We start from the raw sequence: 17,450 nt of genomic DNA, 5'->3' as shown, positions 1-17,450 counted from the left end.
ACCTCAGTCATTCCGGGGCGGCTACATCTTGTACTTGCTGAAGTCTTCCGGGTCCATCTTTTCGAGAAGCTCCGTCCACTTGTCCTTGTCGGCGCTCGAAACGGAGGCGTCGATTCGCACCGCTTTATCGATGACCGTATCGTGGACGAGGATAGGACATCCGAGGCGCAACGCTATCGCGATCGCGTCGCTGGGACGGGAGTCCACCACCATGGGCTTCCCCCCGGCGTCGAGGTGAAGCTCCGCGTAGTAGGTGTTGTCCTTGATGTCGGTCACCTCCACTTTCACGAGACGGATTTCAAGCGTGTCCAGCACGTTTTTGAAGAGGTCGTGGGTCATGGGCCTTGGAAGCCTCACCTTTTCCAGCCCGACGGCGATCGCATTCGCTTCCAGGATGCCGATCCAGATGGGGAGTATGTGATTGTTTTCCGCATCCCGCAATATTACGATCGGCGACTGCGTGGCGGGATCGACCGTTATTCCGACGACCTGCATTTCCTTGGCCATGTCAGGCTCCTTCCACTCCCGAAAGGGAATGGGCTCCGGCTGTCCGGATCCGTACGCGCCGGATCGGTCCCGGCCGGGATTCCATTGGTGAAAAGTTGACCATCTTGTAGCATTCCGTTCGACCGCAGAGCATCGTTTCATCCTTCAGGCTCGGACCCTCGACAAGGACATCCATCTCCCTGCCTACGCATTCCGACAGCTGTTCGCATGTGTGCCGTGACTGGAGCTGTTGCAGCCTGCGGAGCCGGTTCCCCGCCGTTTCCGCCGGAACTGCGCCCGGCATCGAGGCCGCCCGGGTCCCGGCCCGCGGGGAGAACCGGAAAGAGAATGCGGAGTCGAACCGGACTTCTTCCATCAGATCGATAGTGTCCTCGAAATCCTTTTCCGTTTCGCCCGGGAAACCGACAATGAAATCGGAAGAGAATGCGAGTCCGGGCCTTGCCCTGCGCAGCGCATCGATCTTTTTCAGATACCCGTTCCGTGTGTATCCTCTCCCCATGTCCGCGAGGATCCGGTCGGAGCCCGATTGCACCGGCAGATGCAGGTGCGGGCAGACCGCCTCGATTTCCGAAAAAAGGGCGATCGTATCCGCGCCGAGATCGCGCGGATGCGAAGTGATGAAACGGATTCTCTCGATTCCGGGCACTTCGGACATCCGGCGCACCAGTTCGGAGAAACCGATCTCCCCTTCTCTTTTACCGTACGAGTTCACATTCTGCCCCAGCAGCACGACTTCCGCCACGCCGCGATCGGCGAGTTTCCGGACATCTTCCAGAACCCCGGACGCCGGCCGGCTGATCTCCTTCCCTCTCACATATGGGACGATGCAATAGGCGCAATAGTTCTCGCATCCCTGCATTATGGTCACCATGGCGCTGGACGCCCCTTCGGGAAGGTACGGCAGGACATCCCAATGGGCAGTGTTTTCCGTGAAATCGGTTTCCATGGAAGGGATCGCATTTTCCGCCTTCCGTACAAGTTCCGGAAGCCGTGAGATGTTGTGTGTCCCGAAGACGATGTCCACGTAGGGAGCCCTCACCGTGAGCGCCGCTCCCTCCTGCTGCGCCAGGCACCCTCCCACCGCGACGATCCTGCCGTGCCGCGCCCTTTTCCACCTTCGCAATCTGCCGAGCGCGCTGTAGATCTTCTGGTCGGCTTTTTCCCGTATGCTGCAAGTGTTCAGCAGGACGAGATCGGCCTCCGCGACGGAGGAGGCGGTGGTGTAATCCACCTTTTCCAGCAGCGATAGCATTCGCGCGGAGTCGACCTCGTTCATCTGGCAGCCGAACGTTTCTATGTACACCCGTCTCGACATAATTTTTTGATTATAGCACCAGGGGATGACGCGACAAACGGGGGGGGGTGGATCAAACGGCAGCGGACATCTTTTCGCCCCGGATGATGATCCGGGAGGGGTCGATCTCTTCGCGCAGCAGGCGAAGCTCGTCTTCGGTAGGCGGACCGATCTCCGCAATGTTTTCGGCGAGCCTGGGCCGGAACGCCATGTCCTTGATCACTTCGGCGGGAGACAATCCCCGCAGGACGGACAAAAGCGTCATCTCCTTGGTCCGTTCGTCGAAACCAAAAAGCGCTTTCGACGTGACGACCCGGTAAGGTCCGGTATCTTTCGGCAACCCGGCCTTCTCTCGCGCGCCGGGGCCGGTCAGGTATCCCGGGGAGGTCGCGAACTCCACCTTGGGGACGAACCGGCGGCCTTCGTGCTTGATGATGATCACCGTTCTCCAGCAATGGGATGCGACCTGGTTGCCGCCGCCGCTGCCGGCGAACCTGCGCTCCGGCTTTTCGAAAGTGCCGCCCAGATACGTGGAATTGATGTTCCCGTAAGGATCGACCTGCAACGCTCCGAGCATCCCGTAGTCCATGTATCCGGACGCCGAATAGGAAAAGGCCCAGTTCATGTTGAGCCATTGGAGCGATCGGAAGGTGTTCTGCGGTCCGCCCATCGTCCCGCGTACGAAAGGGAGGACCGATTGCGGGCCGACGGCGCCGAACTCGAAGAGCTGCACGACATTCGGCACGTAGAGCTTCTGCGCCAGGATCGCCACGATCTGCGGGATGCCCCAGCCGACGAAGAACGTCTTGCCGTCTTCGAGCAGCCGGGCGCCCTGCGCGATCATGAACTCCGTATCCGTGAACTCTACCGTGCGCGACAAATCGTAACCTCCGTTTCAACAAGGTTCAGGAAGGCGTGCGTAGCCTTCCGGTTTCGTTTCATCTGTATCCTTCTATAATCGTTGCCCGTCGGCGGAGTTCTCTCATACGTGCGAACCCGACGCGCTTGTCGAGGAAATCCTCGTGGTCCGCGACGCCGTAGATGTTTTCGTCGAGGTATTTCCTCATCTGTTCGTCGTTCCTGATCGCGTTCAGCCTGTCCACGTGTTCGAGGTCGATCTCGTACCTTGCCGGCATCGCGCCGGGGTAGGCTCCGAACGGGGCGTGGACCACGGCGTCGACCAGGAAATACGGGATCGTCGTGCGCATCGGGTCCTTGCGGAATTCATCCGGCTCGATGATCTCCTCCGCCGAGACGATCACCCTGTGCGAAGCCATCGCCGCTTCCAGTGCGAAGAGGTTCGTGCCGAAGATGCGTGCGTTGCCGTAAATGTCCGCCTGGTGGACATGTATGAACGCCACGTCCGGGTTCAGCGCGGGAACGAGGCAAACCGGCAGCCCGGTGTACGGATCTTCGATCGTCTTCGCGGCGGAGACCTTCATGTTGTCCGACCCCAACAGGTCTCTCGTCGGCAGGAAAGGCACCCCCCGGGCGCCGGCTAATATCCGCAGCGCCAGCCCGCCGTTGGTCCATTCGTATACCTTCACGCGGCCGTCGCACACGGCTTGTCCGATGTAATTGCCGTAGCCGAGGAAACCGACGTCGATCCTCGTGGCGCACCCTGCGCCCGCAAGCAGCGCGGATTCGTGCAGGGTGAACTCGGCGCCGATCCACAGGTCCTGCTTTTTCTGCCTGATGACCTCCCGAATGAGGGACTGCGGGCCGCGTGTCAGGCTGGAAAAGTCGTATACGATATAGTCCCCGTCGGAGACGAACTTCGACACCGCGTCCCTGGAGGCGCATGTCTTGTCCGCCGGCTTGCGGCTTTTCCGGTCCCGCACGAACGCGCGGAAATCGTCCGGGTGCTCGAAACGATACTCTACGTTTCCTTCCTTCCGTATACTGCTCACGTTTTTTTCCCCTTGGAGGCGTTCCGCCGCGTTTTTTCGAGGAGGTGGAAGGCGAAACTGTGGTCGATCATCTTTTCCACTATGGAATAAGGGTCTTTCTTCTTCGCAGCGATTTCTCCGAGGAGCGGATCGAGCAGGTTGGATCGCGCCAGGTCGTCGACGGCCTTTTCGACCAGCTTTTTCTTGAGGATTTCAAGCAATTCGACGCGTGCTTTTCCCGCCATGTAGCGCCCCAGGTTTTCTTCCTGGAAGACGTACTGCCTGTGCCGGCCGATTTCCTCCATCAGTTCGGGAAGCCCCGTTCCGGCGGGAGCGACCGTCTGAAGAACCGGCGGGACCCACTTCCCTTCGTTATATTCGTTCATGGACACCATCGTTTCCAGTTCGCGCCTCGTTTTATCCGCGCCCTCGCGGTCCGACTTGTTCACGACGAATATGTCGGCGATTTCGAGGATCCCCGCCTTGATCGCCTGGATGTCGTCGCCCAAGCCCGGAACGACTACGACCAGGTTGGTGTGCGCAACCTTCACGATCTCCACTTCGTCCTGACCCACCCCGACGGTTTCGATCAGGATAACGTCCTTCCCCATTGCATCCATGACGTTGACGATGTCGATCGTTGACTTGGACAGCCCTCCGAGGTGTCCCCGTGTGGCGAGGCTGCGGATGAACACATCTTCGTCGAGAGCATGCTTCTGCATACGGATGCGGTCGCCCAGGATCGCCCCGCCCGTAAAGGGGCTTGTCGGGTCGATGCAGACGATCCCCACCGTCTTCCCCTGTTTGCGCAGGAGTTCCGCGAGGCCGTCAACGAGCGTCGATTTTCCTGAGCCGGGCGCCCCGGTGATGCCGAGGATGAACGCCTTCCCCGTGTGCTTGTACAGTTGCTTCAGCGCCCGGTGCGCCGCCGGAATCTCGTCGTCCAGGTCGCGCATTAGCCGCGCCGCGGCCCGGACGTCTCCGGCAAGGATGTCCTTGATGGAGAATGCCATAAGGTTACATGCCTCTGATCAGGCGCCGGGCGATGATAAGCCGCTGGACCTCTGACGTCCCCTCGCCGATTTCGCAGAGCTTCGCGTCGCGCATGAAACGCTCCACGGGATATTCGCGGATGTAGCCGTATCCGCCAAGCATCTGGACCGCCTTTATCGTAGCGCGCATCGCTGCCTCCGAGGCGAACAGCTTGGCGATGGCGGCTTCCTGGACGTACGGCTTGCCCGCGTCCTTCAGATATGCGGCGCGGAAGGTCAACAGCTCGGATGCCTCCAGCTCCGTCGCCATGTCCGCGGCCATCCATTGAATCGCCTGGAACTCGGAGATCGGACGGTCGAACTGTTTCCTTTCCTTTACGTACGCGACCGCCTCCGCCAACGCGCCGAGGCCGATCCCCGCGGAAAGGGCGGCGATGGAGATCCTTCCCCCGGCAAGGTTCCGCATCGTGTCGCGGAATCCGGAGTTCACCTCTCCTATCACATTCCCCGGACGCACCTCCAGGTCCTCGAACACCAGTTCCGCCGTGTCGGAAGCGCGCATCCCGAGCTTGTTCAGTTTCTTTCCGACGACAAGACCCTTTGCGCCGCCCTCCACCATAAAGGCGGTCACGCCGTCCCGACCTTTCGACTTGTCCGTCACGGCCAGGATGACGTAAACCGACCCTACGCTTCCCTGCGTGATGAACATCTTGCTCCCGTTGATTACCCAGCGGTCTCCCTTCCACTCCGCCTTTGTCCGCATGTTCAACGAATCGGAGCCCGATCCGGGTTCCGTGAGCGCCCAGGCGCCGAGCGCCTTGCCGGATGCGAGCAGCGGGAGATATTTCCTCCGCATCGACTCCGAGCCGAAAGCGAGGATGTGCGCGGTGCAGAGGGAGTTGTGGGAAGCCACGGTGAGCGCCAGCGAGCCGTCCCCCTTCGCCAGTTCCTCGACGATGATGGCATATCCGACGGTGTCCATCCCCGATCCGCCGTATTCCTCGGGGACCATCGCCCCCATGAGCCCGAGGTCGCCGAGGGTGCGTACGGCTCCGTGGGGGAACTTCCCTTCTTCGTCCCACTTTCCTGCGAATGGACGCACTTCCTTCTCGACGAAGGAGCGGACCATGTCCCTCAAGGTTACGTGCTCCTGCGACAGCTCGAAGTCCATTACGGCCTACGCCACCGGGACGAAATAGACGTCCGTCGGTTTCAACTGCGAGTTCCGGCGGAATTTCGCACGTATCTTCATCCCGATCCTGATGTCTTCAGGTCCATCGACGCCGATGAGCCGTGCGAGGAGAAGCGTGTCCACGCCGTCGAACTCCACGAGCACCAGGTGGAACGGGGTTTCCTTCAGGAATTCCTCGCTGCCGAAGTAGCACGTCGTGAACGTGTGGACGCGGCCTTCCTGTGGAATTTCCACCCAGTTCGTTTCCTCGCCGCAGTGAGTGCAGTGCATCCTTGGCGTAGCGTACGTGTAGTCGCATTTCGGGCAGCGGGTACCCAGGATCTTCCTGTTCGCAAGGCCCGCGAAGAACGGGGAATCCTGCCCGTAGGAGTGGAGGTATTCGACGTAGTACGGGTGCTTGATGACTATGGGAGACATGTCTTTCAGCGCGTCCAGGTCCTTCGGGAAGGGGACGTTGAACACCGTTGTCCCGGTCATCACCTCTTCGAGTTTGGCCGCCGGATTGTAGCGCGGAGCCTTTTTCGCCTTGTTGAAGATCTTCGCCATGATTACCACCCCCGTTCCATGATCGACACGGTGACATAGGTGCCCGTGCCGGCGTGGCTGTGGATGAGTCCCCGGTTCGCTTTCTTCAACTGGAGGTCCGGGAATCCGTAATGCTTTTTTATGGTCCCCTGGATCTGCCAGAACGCGAAGACGGCCTGCATGAGTCCCGTCGCGCCGACCGGGTGGCCGCAGGCGATCAGGCCGCCCGAGGGATTGACGGGGATAGTCCCTTTTTTCTTCAGCTTCAGCCCGTAGTCGATCTGGGGCATGAAGGGATGTCCCTCCTCGACGAACTTCCCGCCCTCTCCGTATTTGCAGAGGGCCAGGTCCTCGTAGGTCTGGATCTCCGAGGAAGTATAGGCGTCATGCAGCTCGACGAAGTCGATCTCCTTTTTCGGGTCCGTGATGCCCGCCATCCGGTAGGCCTGTAGCCCTGCGGACCTTCCTGCCCGGAAGGAGTGTACCCCCGGATACTTCAGGTTCTTGTAGTCGCTCTTCTTTTCGTTCGGCGCAAGGATGACATCCCCGTGGGGGCGGTCCGCCATCCGCATCATGTCAGTCCCGGTCCCCACGCCGGTGATCTTCACAGGCCGGTCCGTGAGCTTGCGGGCCATCTCCTCGCTCGCCAGGATGCAGACCGCCGCTCCGTCCGACATGACACAGATGTCGAGCAGCGTCAGCGGATAGGCCACCATCGTCGAATTGCGGACGTCCTGGATCGTCAGTTTCTTCCGTTTCTGCGCGTACGGGTTGGCGTAGGCGTTCATGTGGTTCTTCACCGACACCATCGCGAGCTGCTCGACGGTGGTGCCGAACTCGTGCATGTGGCGGTTCACCATCATGGCGTAGTAGCCGGAGTAGAAGCCGCCTACGGGGTAATCGAAATTCACGTCGGACGCGAGCGCGATGAACTCGTTCCCCTTCCACGTCTGGACGTGGGACATCGTCTCGAAGCCGAACGCTACGCAGACGTCCATCCTTCCGGAAGCGACCGCCTCCCACGCGCCCTGGAAGCAGAGCCCCCCGGTGGCGCCGCCGCCTTCGATCCGCTTGTTCGGCTTGGGGCAAAGGCCAAGGTAGTCCGTGGCCATGATCCCCGCCATTAGCTGCCGGGTGAAGTGGTCAGAGAAATAGGAACCGACCGATCCGTCGATCATCGACGGCTTCAGCCGGGGAACGTCACCCATCGTGTAATCGAACGCTTCCTTCACCATCTTCTGGAACGTCGCGTCGGGCCGGGCCTTCTCGAACTTGCTGACGCCCCCCGAAACCATGTAGACAGGTCTCACGTCTTCTCCTCCCGCACGGTAATTTTCCGTTTCGTTGTTTTCCCGATCCCCTTCTACTTCCTCGGCCGGACCCTCTCGCGCACGTACGTGACGATTTCCTGGAGGGGCGTTCCGGGTGTGAACACGCGGTCGACTCCCTTCTTGCGCAGCTTCGGAATGTCCTCGTCCGGGATGATGCCGCCTCCGAAGACCACCACGTCGTTCATCTTCTTCTCCTTGAGCATGGAGACGATCCTCGGCAGAAGGTAGTTGTGCGCCCCCGAAAGTATGGAGAGCCCGATTCCGTCCACGTCCTCCTGGGCTGCGGCGTTCACGATCATCTCGGGCGTCTGGTGAAGCCCCGTGTAGATGATCTCGAAACCGGCGTCCCGCAGCGCGCGCGCGATGATCTTGGCGCCCCGGTCGTGCCCGTCCAGCCCGGGCTTCCCGATCAGTATCCGCACCTTTCGGTCGGGCTTGCCGTTCTTCCCCGCAACCTGCCTTTTCGCCGCACTTGCCATTTCGTTCCCCCTGGTACCGGCTTAAAACATCGCCGGGTCGGTATAGGTTCCCAAAGTCTCCCTCAGGGCGTCGCAGACCTCGCCCAGGGTCGCATATTCGCGGAATGCGTCGAGCAGCACGGGCATGAGGTTAGCTCCCGACAGCGATGCGTCCTTCAACGCCTCGATGCGCGCCTTGACAAGCTTCGTGTTCCTCTTACGACGGACTTCCCGCGTCCGCTCGACCTGCTTCTTTTCCACGTTCTCGTCTATCTTCAGGATCGGTATAGGAAGATCTTCATCCATCTTGTAGCAGTTGACGCCGACGATCTTCTTTTCAGCCGCATCCACCAGCCTCTGGTAGTGGAATGCCGCGTCGGCGATCTCGCGCTGGGGATATCCGCGCTTTATAGCGGCGACCATCCCCCCCATGTCGTCGATTTTCCGTATGTACTCCATCGCTTTCGCTTCCATGTCTTCCGTCATTTTCTCGACGAAGAACGACCCTCCCAGCGGGTCGATCGTGTTTGCGGCCCCGGATTCCTCAGCTATGATCTGCTGTGTGCGCAACGCCACCGTGGCCGCCTGCTCTGTCGGAAGCGCCAGCGTCTCGTCCATGGAATTCGTGTGCAGGGATTGCGTTCCACCGAGCACGGCGGAAAGCGCCTGGAGAGCGACACGGGCCACGTTGTTCAGCGGCTGCTGCGCAGTCAATGTGCAGCCGGCCGTCTGTGTATGAAACCTGAGTTTCCAGGAGTTTTCGTCCTTCGCCTTGAACCTTTCCTTCATGATCCTGGCCCACATCCGGCGGGCCGCCCTGAACTTGGCGACTTCCTCGAAAAAATCCATGTGAGCGTTGAAGAAATATGAAAGGCGCGGGGCGAACTTGTCCACTGGGATCCCCGCCTCCACCCCGGCCTTCACATAGGCGATCCCGTCGGCGAGAGTGAACGCGAGCTCCTGGACGGCGGTCGATCCTGCCTCCCTTATGTGGTATCCGCTGATGCTGATCGTGTTCCACTTCGGAACGTAATCGGAGCAGTAACCCAAAATGTCCGTGATGATCCTCATCGAAGGCTCGGGCGGAAAGATCCAGGCGTGCTGCGCGATGTATTCCTTCAGGATGTCGTTCTGTATCGTGCCGCCGAGTTTATCGAAGGAGACGCCCTGTTTCTCGGCTACCCCCAGGTACATGGCGAACACCATCGCGGCAGGGCCGTTGATGGTCATCGAAGTCGTCACCTTGTCGAGCGGGATTCCGTCGAAAAGGATTTCCATGTCCTTCAGCGAGTCGATCGCCACGCCGCACTTCCCCACTTCTCCCCTGGCTCGCTGGGAATCGGAGTCGTAGCCCATAAGTGTCGGGAAATGGAATGCGGTCGACAGGCCCGTCTGGCCCTGCTCGAGCAGGTATTTGAAGCGGCGGTTCGTGTCCTCGGCGGTTCCGTATCCCGCGAACTGCCTCATCGTCCACAATCTTCCGCGGTACATCGACGGCTGGACGCCGCGGGTGTACGGGTAGTCTCCCGGAAAAGACAGCTCCTTTCCGTAATCGAACCCCCCCAGGATGTCCGGGGTATACAATGCCGCGATCTCTTCGTCCGAGACCGTGGAGAACCGTGATGACCTTTCGGGGGAACGGCGGAGGACTTTCGCGAGGCTGCCCTCCTCCCAACGTTTCCTGTCTGCTGCAATCCTGCTGCCTTTCTTCCTGTCGTACACTGCTGCCCCTCCCCTAATCTACCGTTCGACGCCCACGCGGGCGTCGACGCCCTTGTCATAGTAGTGTTTGACTTCACGCATCTCCGTAACCAGGTCGGCGGCCTCGATCACGGCCTCCGGCGCCCCTCTCCCGGTCAGGATCAGTTCCATGCCTTCCGGCTTGCCTTTCATCGCCGCAAGGACTTCCTCAACCGGGATCAGGCCGAAATCCATCGCGCAATTGATCTCGTCGAGAACCACGATGTCCCATTTCCCGTCGCGGATGAGCCGCTTCGCAAGGTCCCATCCCTCCATCGCAAGCCGGATGTCCTCGGGGTCCGGGTTATTCCTGTTCACGAACGTGTCCCTTCCGGCCTGGTGGATCTCGACGTACGGATCCAGCATCCGTACCCCCTTGAGTTCGCCGTAATCGATCCATCCCTTCATGAATTGGATGATAACGGTCCGGAGGCCGTGCCCCGACGCGCGGACCGCCAACCCCAACGCGGCCGTGGTCTTCCCCTTCCCCTTGCCCGTGTAGACCTGTATGTATCCCCGGCCCATGTTTCCTTGCATCAAGGCATCTACCTCGTCAGCAACCGGGAAATCACGAGACGCTGCACCTCGGACGTCCCTTCGTAGATGGTCGTCACCCGGACATCGCGCAGGTGCCGTTCCACGGGATACTCCCTGATGTATCCGTATCCCCCCAGGATCTGCACGGCCTTGTGGCACACCCGGTTCGCCGCTTCGGTCGCGAACACCTTCGCCATGGAGGCCTCGCGGGTGTAGGGCTTCCCGCCGTCCTTCAGGCATGCCGCCCGGTAAACGAGAAGTTGCGCCGCATCCAGTTCCGTAGCCGCATCGGCAAGCATCCACTGGATCGCCTGGAATTCCGCGATAGCCTGCCCGAACTGCTTCCTGTCCCTGGCGTAGGAAACGGCAGTATCGAGGGCTGCCCTCCCGATCCCGATTGCCTGGGAGGCTATGCCGATCCGTCCGCCGTCCAGCGCGGACAACGCGATCTTGAATCCTTCCCCCGGTCTCCCCAGCAGGTTTCGCGTCGGTACGCGGCACTCGTCGAACGAAAGGGAAACCGTGGCGGACCCCTTCAGCCCCATCTTGTGCTCCGCCTTGCCGATGGAGAACCCGGGGGTCCCCGGCTCCACGAGAAATGCGCTGATTTTCCGCGGTTCCCTCTGCGTCACCGCCATCACGATAGTGACTCCGGCGGAAGGCCCGTTGGTGATGAAACACTTGCTCCCCGTGAGGACGTACCCGTCCCCGTCTTCCGCCGCGAACGTCTTCATGCCGCCCGCGTCCGAGCCTGCAGACGGTTCCGTCAGGGCGAACGCGCCTGACCCGATCGCGCCCGACGCGAGCCCCGGCAGGTATTTTTTGCGCTGCTCATCGGTACCGAAGCGGAAGATCGTCTCCCCCACCATGTTGGTCACCGCCATGCCTACGGCGGTGGAAGCGCATGCGGATGCCACTTCCCTCAATGCGATGTTGTACGAAACGGCGCCGGCTTCCGAACCGCCGAAGGAAGCCGGGTACAACATCCCCAGGAGGCCGAGTTCGGCCAGAAGACGCATGTTCTCCTCGGGGTACCGGCCCTTCTCATCGATCTCCGCCGCCTTCGGCGCGAAAGACTTCCGTGCGAGGGACCGTACCATGTCCTCGATTTGCAGCTGCTCTTCCGTCAGTTCGAAACGCACGCTTTAATCAGCCCTTCAGGACCGCGGAGGCGATGACCAGCCTCTGGATCTCGGAGGTCCCTTCGTAGATTTCCGTGATTTTGGCATCCCGGAAATGCCGCTCCGCCGGGTATTCCTTTATATAACCGTACCCGCCGTGGATCTGGATACCCTTCACCCCGGCGCGCATGGCGGTTTCCGAGGCGTACAGCTTCGCCATTGCGGATTCCTTGGAGTGCCTTGCCTTTCTGTCCTTCAGCCACGCTGCGCGGTAGATCAAAAGCCTCGCAGCGTCTATTTCGGTCGCCATGTCGGCCAACATCCACTGGATCGCCTGGAACTCCGCGATCGCCTGGCCGAATTGTTTCCGCTCCCTGGAATATGCCAGCGCGTCCTCGAGCGAGGCCCGCGCGATACCGACCGCCTGCGCAGCGATGCCGATCCGGCCGCCGTCCAGCGTGTGCATCGCGACCTTGAATCCGTCCCCCTCGTTCACCAACCGGTTTTCCGCCGGGATCTTTACATCCTCCAGGATTATGGAAGCGGTTGGGGAAGCCTTTATCCCCATTTTATGTTCGGGTTTACCGACCGATACCCCATCGGACTTCATGTCGAGGATGAAGGCTGTGATCCCCTTTTGCTTCTTCTCCCTGTCCGTCATCGTGAACAGGATGCAATAGTCGGCCACCGGGGCGTTGGTGATGAAATTCTTCGTCCCGTTTATCAGGTAGTATCCGTCTTTATTCACAGCCGTGGTCTTCTGGGAGCCCGCGTCGGAGCCCGCGCCCGGCTCGGTCAATCCGAAGCAGCCCAGCTTTTTGCCGGAAGCGAGCGGGACGAGATATCTCTTCTTCTGCTCCTCCGTTCCGAACTTGAGCAACGGGTCGCAGACAAGCGAATTGTTTACCGACATGATGACCGCCGTGGAGGCGCAGGCGCGGGCGATCTCCTCCATGGCTATCGCGTAGCAGATGTTGTCCATCCCGGCGCCGCCGTACTCCTCCGGCACCGCGACTCCCATGAGGCCGAGATCCGACATCTGCTTCACCAACTCCTCCGGGTAGCGCCCGGACTCGTCCAGATCCGCGGCAGCCGGGAGAACCTCCTTCTGCGCGAAATTCCGCGCCATCTCCTGGATCATCCGCTGTTCTTCGGTAAGATCGAAAACCATCGCTCTCGTCCCCCGTGAAGTGTGTTCTTCCGTCGTTATCCTATTTTCCCGTGAATACGGGCTTCCTTTTTTCAAGAAACGCCGCCATGCCTTCGGCCCGATCGGCGGTGGAAAAACCGACCGCGAACGCGTTCGCTTCCAGCGCGCAGGCATTCGACAGGTCGAGGTCCAGCCCCCGGTTCATCGCCATCTTCGCCGTCCGAACCGCCACCGGACCCTTTGCCAGGATTTTCATCGCCATCTCGCGCGCGGCGTTCGACAGGTCGGCCAGCGGGACTACCTTGTTCACGAGTCCGATTTCGTACGCCCGCTGCGCGGTGATCATTTCGCCCGTGAGGACGAGTTCCTTGGCGATGTTGCGTCCCACGAGCCGCGGCAACCGCTGGGTCCCGCCGTATCCCGGTATGATGCCGAGGTTCACTTCCGGCTGCCCGAGTTTCGCGGTGTCGGCGGCGATGAGGATGTCGCATGCCATCGCCAGTTCGCACCCCCCGCCCAGGGCGAACCCGTTGATCGCCCCGATCACAGGTTGCGGAAGCCGCTCGATCCGCTCGAGGACTCCTTGCCCGAACAGCGCGAAATCAAGCGCCTGGACGGCATTGAAGTTCTTCATTTCGGATATGTCGGCGCCCGCAACGAAAGCCTTTTCCCCGGCGCCGGTAAGGATCACGACCCCCGCATCCTCCCTGGTTCCCAGCTCTTCGAATGCGGAGGAGAGCTCCCGGATCGTGGCGGGATTCAGGGCATTGAGGGATTTTGGGCGGTTGATCGTGACCGTCGCGATCTTTTCGGAAACCGAGACGATAAGGTTCGCGTATTCCATCGCCCGCTCCTTACGCTTTCCGGTAGTCGTAGAAGCCGCGGCCCGACTTCTTCCCGAGGTAGCCGGCCTCGACGTATTTCCTCAACAGCGGGCAGGGGCGGTATTTCGGATCCCCGAGCCCTTCCTGGAGGACCTTGAGGATTTCGAGGCACGTATCAAGCCCGATCAGGTCCGCAAGCGCCAGCGGCCCCATCGGGTGGTTGGCGCCCATACGCATGATGGCGTCGATGTCTTCGGCTTTTCCCACGCCTTCCATCAACGCGTAGGCCGCCTCGTTGATCATGGGCATAAGAACGCGGTTGGCGATGAACCCCGGCGCGTCGTTCGCGGGGACCGGCTCCTTTCCGAGACGGCGGGAGAGATCCATCGTGGCGTCGAATGTTTCCTGCGAAGTCTGGAGCCCCCGGATTACCTCTACAAGCTTCATCAGGGGGACGGGATTCATGAAGTGCATCCCGATGATCTTTTCCGGACGTCTGGTCACTGCGGCGATCCCGGTGATGGAAATGGAAGAAGTGTTCGTGGCCAGGATCTTTCCTGCAGGGACGATGCCGTCCAGTTTCCGGAACAGCTCGTGCTTGAGCTCCAGCCGTTCCGTCGCCGCTTCGATGGCGAAATCGCAGAGGGAGAAATCGGAGAGGTTGGTCGTCGTGACGAGGTTCCCGAGCATCTTCTCCTTGTCCGCCGCCTGGATCTTCTCCTTTCGGACCAGTATATCCAGTCCTTTCTCTATGCCCGCGCGCCCCTTGGCCAGGTACGCCTCGGATATGTCGTTCAGCAGCACCTTGAAGCCGCCCATGATCGAAACCTGAGCGATGCCGCCGCCCATCTGGCCGGCGCCGATCACCCCGATAGTCCGGATCTCCATGGATTCCCCCCTTGTGGATTCAGATGCGCTCGACCAGCATCGCCACCGCCTCGCCCCCGCCGATGCAGAGGGTTGCGATGCCGTATTTTTCGTTCCTGTCCTCCATCGCGTACAGGAGCGTCGTGAGAATGCGCGCTCCCGAAGCGCCGATAGGATGGCCGATCGCCACAGCACCGCCGTTGACGTTGACCCTCGACGGGTCGAGGGAAAGCCCTCGAATCGCCGCCACCGCGACGCCGGCGAAAGCCTCGTTGATCTCGTACAGCCCCACCTTCTCCTTGTCCACGCCGGTTTTTTCCAGCAGCTTCCGGATGGCGTCGATCGGCGCAACGGTGAACCACATCGGATCGAGCGATGCCGTGGAGTAGCCCGCAATTTTCGCGAGAGGCTTGATCCCGCGATTTTTCGCGTTCTCCGACGACATCAGCACCACCGCAGCACCGCCGTCGTTTATGGTCGAGGCGTTCCCCGCGGTCACGGTCCCGTCCTTCTGGAACGCGGGCTTGAGACCCTGGAGCTTGGCCACGTTTCCTCGCCCGGGCTCCTCGTCCACCCGGAACGCCACGGGGTCCCCTTTCTTCTGCGGGATCTGAACGCTTACGATCTCTTTCTCGAATTTCCCGTCCTTGATCGCAGCTAGCGCCCGGCCGTAAGAGGAGGCGGCGAATGCGTCCTGGTCTTCCCGCGTGATCCGGTGCTCCTTCGAAAGCAGCTCCGCGCAGATTCCCATGTGGACGTTGTTGAATGCGTCCTGAAGCCCGTCGATGATCATGTGGTCGAAGATCGTCTCGTTCCCGAGCCGGTAACCGCCTCGCGCCTTTTTAAGCAGGTAAGGCGCCTGGCTCATGGATTCCATCCCGCCTGCCACGACGATCTCGAACTCACCGGTGGCGACAGACTGCGCGCCGAGCATGACGGCCTTCAGGCCCGACCCGCACATCTTGTTCACGGTCAGCGCCCCCGCGGACACGGGAATCCCCGCGAAGATGCCCGCCTGCCGGGCCGGCGCCTGGCCGATTCCGGCCGGGAGCACGTTCCCCATGATGACCTGCTCGACCTCTTCCTTCTTGATCCCCCCGCGGGAGACGGCTTCCGCGATGGCGACCGCGCCGAGCTTCGGCGCCGGGATATCGGCAAGGGTCCCCATGAAACTTCCGACCGCCGTCCTGGCTGCCCCGGTGATGACGACTTCCTTCATGGCCATTCTCCTATTCCGCTAACGCGAATTGCGTTACGTTTCCTGCGGCAACTTTCCGCGGAGCCTCACCTGGTACTCCCGGATTTCCTTTTTGAGCATCGCGAGCTGCCGGATCCGATCGTCGATCTGGTCGGCGCGCTCGTCGAGAATAACGATGAGTTTCGGGATTATTTCCCGGTTGTTGCGCTGCTGCCGGTAGGTCTTCTCCAGGTCGACCATTTCTGCAAGCGACAGCCCAAGCACCTTGAGCCGGTTGATGAACTTGAGGCGGCGGACGTCGTCGTCCGTGTAGACGCGCTTTCCGTTTTCGATCCTTCGGATGCTGTGGAGAAGCCCGATTTCCTCGTAGTACCGGATTGTCCTCTGGGTGAGGTTCACCATGCGGCTAAGCTCGCCTATCGGGTATGTGCGAGTGTTCTCCGGGGACCCCATAATTCCACCTTACGTTAACTGGCAGAGAATGTACATAACCTTCCGCAAACTGTCAACCCGTATTTTATTCAGGGATGTTTCATTTCAAATTCGGCGACAATTTTTTTAAGTAGCCGCCATTCCGGCAGGTCACGCGCCCACGATGCCGCAAGCTATGGCGTTAATACGGAAAGGAAATTCCTGTTAATTTTGTCACTTTCCCTGGTACAGGACCGCCAGGATCAGCGCCTCCTTCTCTTCCGCGGAATGGACGTGGTGCGGGATCGTGGAGTTGTAATAGATGCAGTCCCCTTCGCCCAACAGGTCGGAATACTTGTCGAGAAATACCTCTACCCTGCCGGACAATACGTAAATGAACTCTTCCCCCTCGTGCGAGTTGCGCACGACATTCCGGTCGATGAGCGGCTTAAGGCGTACGAGAAACGGCTCCATCTTTCGTCCCGCCTTTCCCGCGCCCAACGCCTCGTAGGTGTAGGCCGACTGTCCGCCATCCTTCAATCCCACACGGGAAATGGTCGTCCGGTCTTGCTTCCGAACGATCGAGAATTCCCTCTCCTCCTTGCCGATGAATGAGGAAACGTAGGTGTCGAGCGCATTGGCGATTTTTACAAGTGTTCCAAGAGGCGGGGACGTCATCCGGTTCTCGATCTGCGACAGGAGAGCCGCCGAGAACCCGGTCTTCTCGGCTAGTTGCTGGAGAGTCACGCCCCTGGATTCCCGGAATTTCCTGATGTGGTCCCCGACCTGGACTTCCGGGTCTCCGGCGGCCGGCCCCCAGTCCCCCGACTCTTCGGCTATCTTTGAAAGCAGGTCGTCCAGCGATTCGTCACGCGTGATTTCTGGCAAAGGATTCCCCCTCCTTCAGGGCGTTCACGTTCAGCGGGATGAACTTTTCGTATTTCTTCGATATTACCTTGGGAAGGCAGTCGAAAAGGGACTGGAGCCGGACGACGCCCGTCCGCGTAACGTAGGCGCCGAGCGCCACCATCGAAGCAAGCTGCTGGCTTCCGACGGCCTCCCGGGCGATGTCGTTCGCGGGAATGGAAAGAAGCCGGATATCCGCCCGTCCGGCTTTCGCGGGATCGACGAGGGAACTGTTGATGACGAGGTCCCCGCCTTTCCGGATCGATGGGAGGTACTTCTCGAGAGACGGACCGTTCATGATGACGCAGGCCCTCGGTTCTCCCACCACGGGCGACCCGATTTCCTCGTCGGAGATGACGACGGTGCAATTCGCGGTCCCTCCGCGCATCTCTACTCCGTATGCGGGGAAATAGGTTACGTGCCTTCCCTCCCCCATCGCGGCGATCGAAAGGAGGTTCCCGATCATAAGTATCCCCTGGCCGCCGAAACCGGCCATGATGACGTCCGT

The 17,450-nt window shown here is 60.5% G+C and carries 19 protein-coding genes; all 19 read right to left on the bottom strand.

What is annotated here, in order from left to right; translation table 11 throughout:
- Positions 1–21: 21 nt before the first annotated feature.
- On the bottom strand, positions 22–507 hold the full coding sequence (locus HY896_04955; protein MBI5575695.1) for a bifunctional nuclease family protein: 486 nt from the start codon (positions 505–507) through the stop codon (positions 22–24).
- A 1-nt stretch (position 508) separates the two neighbouring features.
- Positions 509–1,822, bottom strand: a complete 1,314-nt coding sequence (gene miaB / locus HY896_04950; GenBank protein MBI5575694.1) for a tRNA (N6-isopentenyl adenosine(37)-C2)-methylthiotransferase MiaB — start codon at positions 1,820–1,822, stop codon at positions 509–511.
- 52 nt (positions 1,823–1,874) lie between these two features.
- Entirely contained in the window at positions 1,875–2,645 is a 771-nt protein-coding gene (locus HY896_04945) for an acyl CoA--acetate/3-ketoacid CoA transferase subunit beta (protein MBI5575693.1), read from the bottom strand.
- A 94-nt stretch (positions 2,646–2,739) separates the two neighbouring features.
- Complete coding sequence (locus HY896_04940; GenBank protein MBI5575692.1) at positions 2,740–3,702, bottom strand: CoA transferase subunit A; 963 nt, start codon at positions 3,700–3,702, stop codon at positions 2,740–2,742.
- 5 nt (positions 3,703–3,707) lie between these two features.
- Positions 3,708–4,703, bottom strand: a complete 996-nt coding sequence (gene meaB, locus HY896_04935; GenBank protein MBI5575691.1) for a methylmalonyl Co-A mutase-associated GTPase MeaB — start codon at positions 4,701–4,703, stop codon at positions 3,708–3,710.
- Between the two features lie 4 nt (positions 4,704–4,707).
- Positions 4,708–5,853 carry an acyl-CoA dehydrogenase family protein gene (locus HY896_04930; GenBank protein MBI5575690.1) on the bottom strand — a complete coding sequence of 382 codons (1,146 nt, stop codon included), beginning with the start codon at positions 5,851–5,853 and terminating at the stop codon, positions 4,708–4,710.
- Between the two features lie 6 nt (positions 5,854–5,859).
- Positions 5,860–6,420 (bottom strand): Zn-ribbon domain-containing OB-fold protein, encoded by a 561-nt coding sequence (locus HY896_04925; GenBank protein MBI5575689.1) that lies wholly within the window; start codon positions 6,418–6,420, stop codon positions 5,860–5,862.
- Between the two features lie 2 nt (positions 6,421–6,422).
- Positions 6,423–7,709, bottom strand: coding sequence for a thiolase domain-containing protein (locus tag HY896_04920; protein MBI5575688.1), 1,287 nt, complete (start codon positions 7,707–7,709; stop codon positions 6,423–6,425).
- Between the two features lie 53 nt (positions 7,710–7,762).
- Positions 7,763–8,209: a cobalamin B12-binding domain-containing protein gene (locus tag HY896_04915; protein MBI5575687.1), complete on the bottom strand. Its 447-nt coding sequence runs from the start codon at positions 8,207–8,209 to the stop codon at positions 7,763–7,765.
- Positions 8,210–8,230: 21 nt separating this feature from the next.
- Positions 8,231–9,910 (bottom strand): methylmalonyl-CoA mutase family protein, encoded by a 1,680-nt coding sequence (locus HY896_04910; protein ID MBI5575686.1) that lies wholly within the window; start codon positions 9,908–9,910, stop codon positions 8,231–8,233.
- Positions 9,911–9,928: 18 nt separating this feature from the next.
- Positions 9,929–10,465 (bottom strand): cob(I)yrinic acid a,c-diamide adenosyltransferase, encoded by a 537-nt coding sequence (gene cobO, locus HY896_04905; protein ID MBI5575685.1) that lies wholly within the window; start codon positions 10,463–10,465, stop codon positions 9,929–9,931.
- An 8-nt stretch (positions 10,466–10,473) separates the two neighbouring features.
- Positions 10,474–11,607 (bottom strand): acyl-CoA dehydrogenase family protein, encoded by a 1,134-nt coding sequence (locus tag HY896_04900; protein MBI5575684.1) that lies wholly within the window; start codon positions 11,605–11,607, stop codon positions 10,474–10,476.
- A gap of 7 nt (positions 11,608–11,614) precedes the next feature.
- Positions 11,615–12,757 (bottom strand): acyl-CoA dehydrogenase, encoded by a 1,143-nt coding sequence (locus HY896_04895; GenBank protein ID MBI5575683.1) that lies wholly within the window; start codon positions 12,755–12,757, stop codon positions 11,615–11,617.
- Between the two features lie 40 nt (positions 12,758–12,797).
- The gene (locus tag HY896_04890) at positions 12,798–13,580 is read right to left on the bottom strand and encodes an enoyl-CoA hydratase/isomerase family protein (GenBank protein MBI5575682.1); all 783 of its coding nucleotides are present in this window, start codon (positions 13,578–13,580) and stop codon (positions 12,798–12,800) included.
- A 10-nt stretch (positions 13,581–13,590) separates the two neighbouring features.
- A complete protein-coding gene (locus HY896_04885) occupies positions 13,591–14,448 on the bottom strand; it encodes a 3-hydroxybutyryl-CoA dehydrogenase (GenBank protein MBI5575681.1) in 858 nt (285 codons plus the stop codon).
- Between the two features lie 19 nt (positions 14,449–14,467).
- Positions 14,468–15,646 (bottom strand): acetyl-CoA C-acetyltransferase, encoded by a 1,179-nt coding sequence (locus tag HY896_04880; protein ID MBI5575680.1) that lies wholly within the window; start codon positions 15,644–15,646, stop codon positions 14,468–14,470.
- A 33-nt stretch (positions 15,647–15,679) separates the two neighbouring features.
- Positions 15,680–16,078, bottom strand: coding sequence for a MerR family transcriptional regulator (locus HY896_04875; GenBank protein MBI5575679.1), 399 nt, complete (start codon positions 16,076–16,078; stop codon positions 15,680–15,682).
- Positions 16,079–16,270: 192 nt separating this feature from the next.
- Complete coding sequence (locus tag HY896_04870; GenBank protein MBI5575678.1) at positions 16,271–16,924, bottom strand: helix-turn-helix transcriptional regulator; 654 nt, start codon at positions 16,922–16,924, stop codon at positions 16,271–16,273.
- Positions 16,905–17,438 (bottom strand): 2-oxoacid:acceptor oxidoreductase family protein, encoded by a 534-nt coding sequence (locus HY896_04865; protein ID MBI5575677.1) that lies wholly within the window; start codon positions 17,436–17,438, stop codon positions 16,905–16,907. The genes HY896_04870 and HY896_04865 overlap by 20 nt, the downstream gene beginning before the upstream one ends.
- Between the last annotated feature and the right edge of the window lie 12 nt (positions 17,439–17,450).

Source organism: Deltaproteobacteria bacterium (genome assembly GCA_016218975.1).
Lineage (GTDB): Bacteria > Desulfobacterota > Deferrimicrobia > Deferrimicrobiales > Deferrimicrobiaceae > JAENIX01.
Note: the sequence above shows the minus strand (reverse complement) of the source record. Positions and strands in the feature narration are given on the sequence as shown.